At 69.0% G+C, this 12418-nt stretch carries 11 protein-coding genes and 1 pseudogene; 4 read left to right on the top strand and 8 right to left on the bottom strand.

From position 1 onward, the window contains the following. The first annotated feature begins 6 nt into the window (after window positions 1-6). Together ACFVT1_RS39735 and ACFVT1_RS39740 are read left to right on the top strand one after the other, a co-directional pair. Window positions 7-921 (top strand): Tn3 family transposase, encoded by a 915-nt coding sequence (locus ACFVT1_RS39735; RefSeq protein ID WP_389805346.1) that lies wholly within the window; start codon window positions 7-9, stop codon window positions 919-921. 519 nt (window positions 922-1440) lie between these two features. Next, complete coding sequence (locus ACFVT1_RS39740; protein ID WP_389805348.1) at window positions 1441-2448, top strand: ferritin family protein; 1008 nt, start codon at window positions 1441-1443, stop codon at window positions 2446-2448. Window positions 2449-2553: 105 nt separating this feature from the next. On the opposite strand, the gene ACFVT1_RS39745 is transcribed toward ACFVT1_RS39740, so the two are convergent. The 6 genes and pseudogenes from ACFVT1_RS39745 to ACFVT1_RS39770 all read right to left on the bottom strand — a co-directional run bounded on the left by ACFVT1_RS39745 (window position 2554) and on the right by ACFVT1_RS39770 (window position 8903). Further along, window positions 2554-3108: a DUF2231 domain-containing protein gene (locus ACFVT1_RS39745; RefSeq protein ID WP_389805351.1), complete on the bottom strand. Its 555-nt coding sequence runs from the start codon at window positions 3106-3108 to the stop codon at window positions 2554-2556. Between the two features lie 229 nt (window positions 3109-3337). Further along, window positions 3338-5665 carry a heavy metal translocating P-type ATPase gene (locus ACFVT1_RS39750; RefSeq protein WP_389805353.1) on the bottom strand — a complete coding sequence of 776 codons (2328 nt, stop codon included), beginning with the start codon at window positions 5663-5665 and terminating at the stop codon, window positions 3338-3340. Window positions 5666-6202: 537 nt separating this feature from the next. After that, window positions 6203-7268: pseudogene (locus ACFVT1_RS39755) on the bottom strand (ArsO family NAD(P)H-dependent flavin-containing monooxygenase). Beyond that, window positions 7265-7486 carry a DUF2180 family protein gene (locus ACFVT1_RS39760; protein ID WP_389805356.1) on the bottom strand — a complete coding sequence of 74 codons (222 nt, stop codon included), beginning with the start codon at window positions 7484-7486 and terminating at the stop codon, window positions 7265-7267. Before ACFVT1_RS39760 ends, ACFVT1_RS39755 begins: the two are co-directional and overlap by 4 nt. Next, window positions 7486-8598 (bottom strand): ACR3 family arsenite efflux transporter, encoded by a 1113-nt coding sequence (gene arsB, locus ACFVT1_RS39765; RefSeq protein WP_389805358.1) that lies wholly within the window; start codon window positions 8596-8598, stop codon window positions 7486-7488. The genes ACFVT1_RS39760 and arsB overlap by 1 nt, the downstream gene beginning before the upstream one ends. Continuing rightward, a complete protein-coding gene (locus ACFVT1_RS39770; protein WP_389805361.1) occupies window positions 8595-8903 on the bottom strand; it encodes an ArsR/SmtB family transcription factor in 309 nt (102 codons plus the stop codon). The genes arsB and ACFVT1_RS39770 overlap by 4 nt, the downstream gene beginning before the upstream one ends. Window positions 8904-8996: 93 nt before the next feature. Between ACFVT1_RS39770 and ACFVT1_RS39775 the strand changes: the two genes are divergently transcribed. Continuing rightward, window positions 8997-9407, top strand: a complete 411-nt coding sequence (locus ACFVT1_RS39775) for an arsenate reductase ArsC (protein ID WP_389805364.1) — start codon at window positions 8997-8999, stop codon at window positions 9405-9407. A gap of 445 nt (window positions 9408-9852) precedes the next feature. On the opposite strand, the gene ACFVT1_RS39780 is transcribed toward ACFVT1_RS39775, so the two are convergent. Beyond that, window positions 9853-10305 (bottom strand): DUF5707 domain-containing protein, encoded by a 453-nt coding sequence (locus ACFVT1_RS39780; RefSeq protein ID WP_376423609.1) that lies wholly within the window; start codon window positions 10303-10305, stop codon window positions 9853-9855. Window positions 10306-11345: 1040 nt separating this feature from the next. Here ACFVT1_RS39780 and ACFVT1_RS39785 point away from each other — a divergent pair. Further along, a complete protein-coding gene (locus ACFVT1_RS39785; protein ID WP_389805367.1) occupies window positions 11346-11741 on the top strand; it encodes a hypothetical protein in 396 nt (131 codons plus the stop codon). A 233-nt stretch (window positions 11742-11974) separates the two neighbouring features. On the opposite strand, the gene ACFVT1_RS39790 is transcribed toward ACFVT1_RS39785, so the two are convergent. Beyond that, a complete protein-coding gene (locus ACFVT1_RS39790; RefSeq protein ID WP_389805370.1) occupies window positions 11975-12307 on the bottom strand; it encodes a hypothetical protein in 333 nt (110 codons plus the stop codon). Window positions 12308-12418: the final 111 nt, after the last annotated feature.

The following is a 12418-nucleotide window of genomic DNA, read 5'->3' on the forward strand; positions in this document are numbered from 1 at the left end:
CCAGCAATGGGCCCCGGCTACCCGACTGTCGAGCGGAAGTCGGTGTGCATCTACTCCCAGCTCAAGTCCTGCTCCGCCTCCGAGGTCGCCTCGATGACCGAGGGCGTGCTGCGGCACTGCACCGACATGGAGGTCTACCGGCAGTACACCGACACCCACGGCGCGTCCATCGTCGGCTTCGCCTTCGCCCACATGCTCGACTTCAAGCTGACGCCGCGGCTGAAGAACATCGGCTCCGCCCGGCTGTACCGTCCGACGGCCGGGGAGGACGGCAACTGGCCGCACCTCGCGCCGGTGCTGTCGACCAAGACGATCAACTGGGACTTGATCCGCCAGCAGTACGACCAGATCGTGAAGTACACCACCGCTCTGCGGCTGGGCACCGCCGAGGCCGAGCAGGTCCTGCGCCGCTTCACCCGCGGCGGACCGAAGCACCCCACCTACCAGGCGATCGAGGAACTCGGGCGGGCGGTGCGCACGGCGTTCGTCTGCGACTACCTCGCCGACGCTGACCTTCGCCGGGAGATAAACGACGGCTTGCAGGTGGTGGAGAACTGGAACTCCGCCAACCACGACCTGTTCTACGGCAAGGACGGCGACCTGACCGGCTCCGACAAGGAGAGCCAGGAAGTGTCCATGCTCGCCCTACACCTGCTCCAGTCCGCCCTCGTGCACGTCAACACGCTGCTGATGCAGCAGGTCCTCGCCGACGAGAAGTGGGCCGACATGCTCACCGACGCCGACCGGCGGGCCCTCTCCCCGCTGTTCTGGACGCACGTGAACCCCTACGGCCGGTTCGAGCTGGACATGAACTCCCACCTCGACCTCGCCGCCGCGGCGTCCATGGTGCCCGGCCCCCGTACGGCACCCGATACGAAGACTCCCGAACCGGCGGCGGACGGTGCTGCCGGATCGGCCTGAAGACCCGTACCCGCTGCGTCGCCGGCGGGTGGTTGAGCTGACGGGGGCGCGGGGGACCGACGGTGCCAGAGCAGTGATGAGCTTGCGGGCCGCCGCCTTCGCCAGGCGGGCCAGTGCCTGGCCGGTCTTCTCCCGTGCGCCGCGCGGCGACGTTGGTGCCCTTTCCCCGTCTTGTTACAGACGGTACCTAACTGATCACACTCGGCCTTGGTGGCCGGGATGTCGCACATTTGCCGGTGGCGGCTCCGTCCTGGATTTCGCGGCGCGCTCGCGCAGGGCGCCGCGGTAGGCGTCGTTCTCAGCCTTGCGGTGGGCCTCGGCGTGCTCGCTGCGGTCGATGACCCGCACCCGACCCGGTCCAGCCCTGGCCAGACTGGCCGGTGACCGCCTCCCGCAGCGCGTCCTCGGTCAGCGCCGACTCGTCGACGCCCTCGGGTATGCGATTACTGTGCGTATTCACTCGGATGGGTGGCGTGAAGGGGCGGTGGTGTGGATGCGCGGGTGGCATGAAGAGGGGGCGTGCGCACCCGCAAGGGTGTGCCCCGGAAGGAGGACATCGTGTTCCACCATTCGACACGAACGCTCGTAGTGGGTCTGTGCGCGCTGGTCGCGGCTGCGCCTGCGGCGCAGGCTCTGGCCACCCCGGCCGGGGGTGCACCGCCCCCGGCGCCGCACACCGCCGACCGGGCTCTCCACGCACAGACGCTCGCCGACCTGACCACCACGATGAAGGGCGAGGCGTACGCCTACGCCGCCTACAGCCTCTTCGCCGCCGAGGCCGACCGGCAAGGCCTGACGGCTGTCGGCAAGCTCTTCCGGAGTACGGCGCAGACCGAGCTGAGCGAGCACCTGCGCGAGGCGGCCACCCTTGCCGGAACCGTCGGATCGAACGCGGCCAACCTGCGCCGGGCCATCAGCGGCGAGACCTACGAGCACCAGATCATGTACCGCCGCTTCGCCGAGCAGGCCCGCGCGGACGGGGACCTCGAAGCAGCGAAACTCTTCAGCGAGATCGCCGCGGACGAGGGCCGCCACCGCGACGCCTTCCGCACGGCCCTCACGGTCGTGACCACCGGCCACGGCACCATCCCGGCGCCGCCGAAGGCCGACGTGGTGCCGGTGCCCGCCGGGCTGCCGAAGGTGAAGGCCGCCCGCACCAAGGCCAACCTGGACACCGCCCTGCACGGTGAGGCGCTCGCCCAAGCCAAGTACATGCTCTTCGCCGCCCACGCCCAGCAGACCGGCAACACCGCGCTGGCCCGCCTGTGGGAGGGCACGGCCAAGGTCGAACTGCACGAGCACCTTGCCGGCGAGGCGGTCCTGGCCGGACTGGTCCGCACGACGAGGGAGAACCTGGGCACGGCCATCACCGGGGAGCACAACGAGGCGACCACCGTGTACCCGGGGTTCGCCAAGCGCGCCACCGCCGTCGGCGACACTGCCGCCGCCCGCTACTGGCGCAACACCGCCGCCGACGAGGCCAGGCACGCCGCCGCCTTCCAAAAGGCACTCAACCAGCTGCGCTGACCGCCCTGGCCACACCCGGAGACCGGCCCACGCGCCGCGCGGCAGTCCGGCCGGCTGAGGCCTCACGCAGCCGGCCGGGCTGCCACCGGCGCGGCTGTCGCCGCGTCACCGCCCGGCGCCGGACCGGCTCGTTGAGAAACGGCCCTGCCAGGCCGCCTTCGCACCCGAGTCAGCGATCCGGTACACCTGGACGGCCGCGCCGACGGCCACGACCAGGGCGATCACCAGCGCCACAACGCGCACCACAACAGAAGAAGCCAGCCGGGCCGCGGCGGACGCCCCGTCCTTGGTGGGACTGTCGGCCTCCCCGCTGCGGTCTCGTTTCCGGCTGAGGCCGACGCGGCCGAGCAGCCAGACGGCGACCGTCAGCACGAACAGGGCGATCGCCCACGGAGTGAGACCGGACCCCATCTCGGTGTGCTCCTCCACCAGCGCGCTCTCCCGTACCCGGTCCTCCAGCCACTCGCCGGATTCGGTGGTCAGCACCACCAGGACAAGAGTGACCAGCCCCATCACCGGCAGCACCCAGCCGAGCCTGCGCGCCGCCGAAGTCCACAGCGCACAGACCACGAGCGCCAACGCCGTCAGCGGGACCAGCACCACTGCGCCGTGAACGAAGAGGGGATGGCCGGGAAGGCCGTTGATCAGCCCAACATCCACAGAGGTCTCCTCCGACGAGCACACAAGGGAGCATTCACCGAGATATCTACCTTTTCGGAGATTATGCAGTAAATCCGTCCGCGTACAGGAGGGGCGCGTGTGTGGAGCAGTGCCCAAGGTGCAACATCGCCGTCGCACCTGCCGAGTCCTCAGGCTCCGGATGGGCCGTGAGTCCTGCCGACCGGAAATGAGCCCGGCTGAGAGGTCAGGCGCCGCAGGCGTCTTCGTCTCACGGGGCCAAGGAGAAGTAGTTCTCCTCTTCCTGGGAGAAATGCAGGCGCAGGACGGTGTGCAGTCCGTAGAGACAGGAACGCAGATCGTCGAGCTGATCGGCGTCCAGGCCGCCGCGGGCGTGGGCCAGCCGCAGGTGGGTGGCGACGCGCCGGGAAAGACGCTCGATCTCGGTATGGGCGCGGCTCATGGTGGCGGTGGCCTCGGGGCCGCCGAGCGTGGGAGCGAGCGCGAGGTAGAGCTGGTGCTCCTCGGCGTACTCGTGCGGCAAAAGCCGCTCGGTCAGCAGCTGGTATGTCTCCTCGACGGCCGCCAGGGCCTGAGGACCGGAGCTGTCGGACAGGCGGTCGGCGGCAGCGCGTACCGCCTCGACCACATCCCGCAGATCATTGTGCTCGGCCGCGAAACGGCGGATGAGCACTTCGGCGGCCGGGGTGAGAGCCGGTCGCATCGCCCGGTCGACGCGCAGGGCCCGCAGGGCGTTGAGGATGACCACGACGTCAATGCCCTCCTGGAGCAGGGCGCCGGCGGCGGGCGGAAGCAGGCCGCCGGCGGCCGCGGCCATGGCAGCGAGCGACATCAGCATGCCGCCCAGCGCGCTCTGCACGGCGATGCGCCGGGCGCGTCCGGCGATGGCGACCGCATCGGCAAGACGGTCCACGCGATCGGTGGTCAGGACGATGTCAGCAGCCTCGGAGGAAGCGGTGGAGCCACGGGCGCCCATGGCCACCCCGATGTCCGCCACGGCGAGCGCGGGGGCGTCGTTGACACCGTCACCGACCATGACGGTGACGGCGCGCTCGCGTTCGGCGCGGACCGCGGCGACCTTGTCTGCGGGGCTGAGATCGGCCCGTACGCCGTCCAGACCGAGAACGGCAGCGACTTCGTGCGCGGGCTCGGCACGGTCACCCGTGAGCATCAAGATCCGCTCGATACCCGCCGTCCGTAGGTGGCACAGGGTCCTGGGGGCGTCGGAACGAATGGGATCGCGTAGGAGGACAGCGCCGACCACGTGCCCGGCGACGGTCAGCCAGGCGACGGCCGCGCCGTCGAGCAGCGCGCGGTTGTCCACCGCTGCAGCCCACGACGGCACGGCGTCCGCGGTGTCGATCCGGCCGATGGACGCCCGCTGCCCGTCCACGGTTCCCGAGGCACCCCGGCCGGGCTCCTCGGTGACATCCGCCACCACGGGCAGCGCCAGTCCGCGCTCCCGGGCGGCGTCGACGATGGCGTGGGCCAGCACGTGCGGCGAGTACTGGTCGAGTGCCGCCGCCATGCGCAGCACCTGCGCCGGCCTCCACCCTGGTGCGGCAGCGACGTCAAGGACGCTAGGACGGCCGCCGGTGAGTGTGCCGGTCTTGTCCAGCAGCAGGGTGCGGGCCCGGCCAAGGTTCTCCAGAGCACCGCCGCCGCGGACCACCACACCCAGCCGCGAGGCGCGGGACAGGCCGGAGACGATCGCGACCGGCGCGGCCAGCAGCAGCGGGCACGGCGTGGCGACCACCAGGACCGCCACCGCCCGGACCGCGGAGCCGCTCAGGAGCCAGGCCAACCCGGCCACCACCAGGGACAGGGGCAGGAACCAGGCGGCATACCGGTCGGCCAGGCGGACCACGGGAGCCGATTCCGCGCCGGCCTGCCGGGCCAGCCTCACAATCTCGGCATAAGTGCTGTCCTGCTCAGTGGCGGTGGCCCTCAGATCGAAGGCGCCGCCGGCGTTGACCACCCCGCTGCGCACGGCTTCGTCCTTCGCACGCTCGACCTGCAAAGACTCCCCGGTGAGCACCGACTCGTCCAGTACGGCGAGGGCACTCTCCACATGGCCGTCGACCGGGACCACTTCTCCCGGCCCGACCACGAGCAGGTCACCGACTTCCACCTCGGCAAGCGGCACCACGCGCACTCCGACATCGGTGTGGCGCCGCGCCGTACGCGGCACGCGTTCCACAAGGGCCCGCACATCGTGGGAGGCCCGCCGCTGGGCCGCGGCTTCGAGGGTGCGTCCTGTGGCCAGCATCAGAGCAATCAGCGCGCCGGCCAGGTACTCGCGCACAGCCAGGGTGCCGCCGAGAGCCAGAACGGCGATCAGATCCACCCCCGCATGACCACGCCGCAACGCAGCCGCGACCCACCCCACCGCCGGAACGATGGCGAACACAGTCCCCAGGCCCCACAGGAGATCCGCGAGACCGCCGGCACCGGCGACCCAGGCCACACCGCCGGCCGTCAGAGCCGCCGCCGTGACCGCGAGGAGGAACGGCTCCAGATACGCGGAGACGGCGGCCACCAAATGGCGCACCGGCCCTGTGCTGGCAAAAGATTTCATGGGCACACCTCTGCCGTCCATCCTCGGCCAGAGCCCGGTCCATCACACCTCGGCGCCGCATCCGAAGCAGCAACCAAATGGCCCCACAGGGCTCAGCCATCCCCACTTCGCCGGGACTTTGCGGGCGACCGCGGCACCGGACCAGCAGCCCACCTGTTCCTCGCCAGCAGCACGGCCTGGCCGAGGAACATCGGAAGAGAGATCAGTGGCAGTGGTTCCGCTCCCCGCCCCTTCGCATGACTGCCACCTACCGTGATGTAGCTGTGGGTGACGATCGTCACGCACGTCGATTCTCACAAATGGTCCTTTGCCCGAGCAAGATCAAGAACGGGTCGACGGACCCTGCCCGATCTTCGATCGGTTATCAGAACTCGTTCTCACTCAAGACCCCGCGCGGCGTCGGCCGCGACGCCGCGCACGTCCTGAAGCGGATGCGTACTGCGGCGGCCGCGTGAGCCGGGATCAGGATTCGGGGGCTGAGAACCATCCGCGGCACCACATCAACATGCTGGGCCGCCGCCCGCATGCCTCCGGCACTCAGGCCAGCAGCTCGGCGATCTGCCGGACGGCGTCGCGTGCGGGGCGCCCGACGCCGATGAGGGTGGCGGAGGCCGGCCCTGTCCAGTCGCCGTAGCCGAGCAGGTGCAGCCGTGGTTCCCCGACGGCGCGGGTGCCGTCGGTGGCGATGTGGCCGCGAGTCCCGCGCAGGCCCAGCGGGGCGAGGTGGGAGAGGGCGGGGCGGAAGCCGGTGCACCAGATCACCGTGTCCGCGGGTGCGGACGTGCCGTCGCCCCAGCGGATGCCGTCGGCCACGAGGCGCTCGAACATGGGCTGGGCCTTCAGCAGTCCGGCGTCGCGCGCCGCGCGGACTGGTGGGACGGCGACGATGTCGCCGAGCGAGGCGACGCCTCCGGTGTCGGTGCGGCCCTCGGACAGGGCGCGGCGGCGGGCTGTTGCGGCGTCGAAGAGGGCGCGGCCGTCGATGTCGTCGGCGAGGAAGTGGGGCGGGCGCTGGGTGACCCAGGTCAGGCCGATGCCGTCGTGGGTGGCGAGGTCGGCGGCGATCTGTGCGCCGGAGTTCCCGCCGCCGGCCACGACGACCCGCTGTCCGGCGAAGTCGGATGGGCTGCCGTAGCTGGTGGTGTGGAGTTGACGGCCAGCGAAGACCTCCTGGCCGGGGACGGCCGGGAGGGAGGAAGGGGCGCCGCCAGGTGCCGGTCGCGGAGACGACCGCCCGCGCCGACCAGGCGTCGGTGTCCGTCTCCACCCGCAGCCGGTCCCGGTCCCGGCGCACCGCCTGGACACGGACCGGGCGGCGGACGGGCAGGCCGTAGCGGTTTTCGTAGTCGGTCAGGTACTGCACCACGTGCCCGGCGTCCGGGTACTCCTGGCCGGGCTGGGCGGGCATGAGGCGGCCGGGCAGGGAGGAGAACGCGGCCGGGGAGAACAGGTGCAGGGAGTCCCAGGTGTGCTGCCAGGCCCCGCCCGGCTCTTCCTGGGCATCGAGGATGACGAAGTCCAGCTTGTTGCGGCGCAGGTAGTAGCCGACGGTGAGCCCTGCCTGCCCGCCGCCGATCACCACCACGTCCGCCACGCCGGTCACGGGGTCAGCGCCGGTGCGGCCGGTGCCTCGGCTGCGGCACACACCGGGCACAGCACCGTCCGCGCCTCGGCCTCGCCGGGGGTGCCGATCAGACTGCCCCGACGCACGCTCCGGGTCGCGATGCGGGCATGCGCCGCGCAGACCCCGGCTCCGCAGCCCTGGCAGACGCCGACGGTGGTGCTGTTCGTTCCCGTGGTGCGGCAGTCGAGGCAGTGCATCAGATGTCCTTTCCCTGGGTGGTGAGTGCTGCGGGGCTGAACTTCTTGCGCCAGGCCAGCGCGACGTACACGAGTCCGATCAGGACAGGTACCTCGATGAGCGGGCCGACGACGCCGGAGAGGGCCTGGCCGGAGGTGACGCCGAAGGTCGCGATGGCGACGGCGATGGCGAGTTCGAAGTTGTTGCCCGCCGCCGTGAACGCCAGCGTCGCGGTGCGGTCGTACGCCATCCCCAGACCCTTGCCGAGCAGGAAGGTGCCGAAGAACATGATCGCGAAGTAGACCAGCAGCGGCAGTGCGATCCGGACCACGTCCAGGGGCTGCGAGGTGATCGTCTTCCCCTGCAGGGCGAACAGGACGACGATCGTGAAGAGCAGCCCGTACAGCGCCCACGGACCGATCCTCGGCAGGAACTTCGCCTCGTACTTCTCGCGGCCCATCTTCTGCTCGCCGATGCGGCGGGTGAGGAAGCCGGCCAGCAGCGGGATGCCGAGGAAGATGATGACGTTGAGGGCGATGTGCCAGACGGACACGTCCAGGCCCTGTCCGTCGCCGAGGTTCAGCCACTGGGGCAGCAGGTCGAGGTAGAGCCAGCCCAGCAGGCCGAACGCGATGACCTGGAACACGGAGTTGAGGGCGACGAGGACGGCGGCGGCTTCGCGGTCGCCGCAGGCGAGGTCGTTCCAGATGATGACCATGGCGATGCAGCGGGCGAGGCCGACGATGATCAGGCCGGTGCGGTACTCGGGCAGGTCGGGCAGGAAGATCCACGCGAGCGCGAACATGACCGCCGGGCCGACGATCCAGTTGATGACCAGCGAGGACACCATCAGCCTCTTGTCGCCGGTGACGGTATCCAGCTTGTCGTAGCGGACCTTGGCGAGGACCGGGTACATCATGACGAGCAGGCCGAGCGCGATCGGCAGGGAGATCCCGCCGATCTCGATCTTCGCGAGCGCGTCGTTCATCCCGGGGATCAGGCGCCCCAGGCCGAGGCCGACGGCCATGGCGAGCAGGATCCACACCGCGAGGTAGCGGTCGAGGGTGGAGAGTTTCCTGACGACCGAGTCGTCGTCCCCGGTCGCCGGGGCGGTGGTGCGCTCGGTGGTCACGGGCAGGCCCTCTTGTTCTCGGCGGCGGTGCGGGCGGAGGCGGCGAGTTCGGCGAACTGCTCGGAGAGGCCGGCCAGGACCTCGGGACGCAGCTTGTAGTAGGTGAAGCGGCCGCACGGCTCGGTCTCCACCACGCCGGCCTCGCGCAGCACCTTGAGGTGGTTGGAGAGGTTGGTCTGCTTGGCTCCGGTCTCCTCGACCAGGTGCGTCGTGCAGAGCGTCTCGCGGGCCAGCAGGGTCACGATCTTCAGGCGGAGCGGATCGCCCAGCACCCGGATCAGATCAGGATCGACTGAAGTCAGCATGTACTGATACTCTCACATCATTGCCTACTGATACCAGCGGGGGCTGAAGTCATTGGCGGCCGTGCCGCCCTGCGACGAGAGAGAACGATCAATATGGCCGAGTCCTCCGGCAAGCCTTCTGTGCTGTTCGTCTGTGTCCACAACGCCGGCCGTTCCCAGATGGCCGCGGCCTGGCTGATCCACCTGGCCGGGGACCACGTCGAGGTCCGCTCGGCGGGATCGGCCCCCGGCGACGCCGTGAACCCGGCCGCGGTCGAGGCCATGGCCGAGGTCGGCATCGACATCTCCGCCGAGACCCCGAAGATCCTCACGATCGACGCCGTCCGCGAGTCCGACGTGTGCATCACGATGGGCTGCGGTGACACCTGCCCCGTCTTCCCCGGCAAGCGCTACCTGGACTGGAAGCTGGAGGACCCGGCAGGCCAGGGCGTCGAGGCCGTCCGGCCCATCCGCGACGAGATCAAGACCCTCGTCGAGGGTCTGATCGAGGAGATCGTGCGATGAACCGCCTTCATGACAGTGAGCCACCTGCGGATGTACCGCTCCACGTCGGTCGCCTGGGCACAAGGCACCACCTGGTGTCAGTGGCCAGCCATCGCCATTAGCCACAGACCTGCAAGAACACGTAGTACCTGATCAACCGTCACTGCCACCAGCTCACTGACATGAAGCCAGCACATCACACCTCGGAGACATCGACTTCATCGACTTCTCCCTCTTGTGACCACAGGCACGGGCGGTGCCGTCAGCGGGGAGCTGGCGCCGGTCCGTAGCCGTGTGCTTCCCGTATCTCGCTCGCCGAGGCCGGAAGAACTCGACGTGTCCGCGCTGACGCTGGTCGCCGGCTGCGTCAGCGACACCATCGCGACTGACTTGATCCACAGGTCTTGACTATTCCTCGGACCGGGCGCGCGTCATCGGTTTACCTCCGACCACGTGCATGTCCGGGTCACCGGACGGTGAACCCGGCCGCCTCGGTGTCCAGGGTCGTGGTGCCGTCCTGCGCGGTGGCCAGGACGGCGACGTGCCAGGCACCGCGCGGGGACGACTCGGCGTCGGCCCCGGTGACCTCGGCGGTGTAGGTGCAGCGCACCGTGTCCTGCCCGGAGGGCCTGCAATCGGCCGACTCCACTGCGGCCATGTCCTTGGCAGTCAGCCCCTTCTGAGCGAAGGACGAGTTCTGCGGCCAGGCCAGCACCTTCACGCTCTTGACACCGGAGGACGCCGTGACATCCGTGACGAAGGCCAGCGAGCCGTCCCGGTCCCCCTCGGGAGCGGTGTAGCGGGCAGTACTGTGCGTCAGCGCCGGAGCCTGCTCCGCGGCCTGCGCGAAAGCAAAGGCACCGGCACCACCGAGAAGAACAACACCGGCAACAACAGACAGAGCAAAACGTCGAGACATGGATTCTCCGTAACTCAGCACTGAATCGGGTCGGCGCCACTGTGCTGCGGCCCTGCACCGATACTCCCCGCGCGAGGATTCGCCGGACATGAGCACGCATACTCAACCCGACCTGAGTGGGCTGACCGGATCACATCCTTCTTCTGCGGATGCACCGGCGAAGTCATCCGAGGCCCGCAAGGCGCTGCTCGGAGGGCTGCTGGAGCAGGGGTTGGTAGAAGTGCGATGCACCGCCTTCATGACAGAGAGCCACCTGCGGATGTGCCGCTCCATCGGTCGCTTGGACACAAGGCACCACCTGGTGTCAGTGGCCAGCCATCGCCATTAGCCACAGACCTGCAAGAACACGTAGTACCTGATCAACCGTCACTGCCACCAACTCACTGACATGAAGCCAGCACATCGCAGATCGGGCCCGGGGTACGGGGAGAGAGAAATGATCATTACGCTCTCTTGTCCGATGGCGTGTCGGGGCGCCGGGCGCCCGGGCCGGCCTCCGCGACCACATCCCGAGCATCGGCTGCGACGGAGTCGGGCCCGGATCCTGCGATAACAGTCCTGGCCCTACCGTCGTCAAGCACGGAGGAACACTGTGCTCTTATGCGTTCCCCCGCACCGGTCAAGATCACTTGGCAAACGGTCAAGATCACATGGCAGAGGACAGTGGGAGCACGATGCGCGAGCTCCATCTCACACTGTCCCGTCTCCAGCGATCTGGTCCTCGTCTCAGGTGATCTGGTCCGATTCACTCAAGGTCTCCAACAACCCGGTCCGTCGGGGGCCGCTTCATCCGTTCTCGGTGAACATGGCGAGTCTCCGGGACGACGTCATGTAGGTCGGCCAGGCACCCTCAAGTCCGCAGGTCGCAAGCCGGACCGGATGTCGCCAGGAACTTCTCGAAGTGGCAAACGTGACGCCGGATTCCTGGGTATGACGGATCGCCGGTGCTGAACATCAAGAGTGACGATGCACTGACGGTCAGTCATGGGAGGATCCGTGCGGGTCGGCAGCGGCCGATCAGAAGCGGAGACGGAGCGCACATGTCTGACGAATCAGGCGGCTATTCCCAGCAATACCACTACAACAGCTACCCGGCCTACGACTATCGAACTGCCCCTGCGCAGATCGAGTCGGCGGGCTCCTCGGAGGAGCAAGGTGCCTCGGAGGTAACCGACCTGGGACTCATCCCGGCCACCGAGGTCAAGCCCGAGGACGCAGGCTTGCTCAGCCTGCGTTACGTAGACGGCGTGCCCCAGCTCGTCGTCAGCGGCGGGACGGTCATTCCGACGGGGCTCACGGTTGTGGATGCGTCGGGCAACGCTGTGGCGGAATACACAGGGGGCCCCGCGTCGTCGACCGGTACTCAGACGGCAAGCCGCACTATTGGCTTGGCAGACCCCGATTACGCCGCGGATGTTACGCGCGCTCGGCGATAGACCGAGCACCTTCCCGCCCCGGTACGGACTCCTCAGAGCCCGTACCGGGGTGGAGTGCTGTCCCGCTACGTTTCCGCAGCGCGTAGGTCACCAGCCTCACCGTTGCCAGACCAGGTCAACTGAGACGACGGCCGCCATCTACCCCTCCGGGGCCAGGTCACCTGAGATTTCCGACAGCCGAACGTCTTATCCGATCTGGTCGCCGCTGGTCCCAGCTGGGCCCTGGGTCCAGATCACTTGCGACGGGACACACCCTCAGCGTCGACGTTGGCGGCCTGCGCGGCGCTGAGGACCTTAGCGGTCACCCTGGTGGTTTCTGCTGCCCCGTCGATCAGCGCGCGGATGGCCAGGCGCCGTTCCATAACGGCGACGAAGGCCGGCATGTTGCCGATGCCGCCGACCGGGATGATGGCCAGGCGGGGATCGAGGACGGTGCGGCCCTGGCTGATCAGGTAGTCGGACGTGCGCATGAGGAAGATGAAGTCGCTGCTGCCTTCCACGGCCAGGAGCGGCCCGGCTTCGAGGGAGAGGTGCTGGGCGACGGAGTATCCGAGCGCGGCTTCCACCGGCAGGATCGTCTTTAGGCCGTGTCCTATGTGGTGAGTCGGAGGAGTCGTTTGTAGCAGCAGAGTGCGGCGGCGAGTCCGAGGAAGGCCAGGTAGTTGCGGGGATGGCGT

The organism is Streptomyces sp. NPDC057963, assembly GCF_042887155.1.
Lineage (GTDB): Bacteria > Actinomycetota > Actinomycetes > Streptomycetales > Streptomycetaceae > Streptomyces.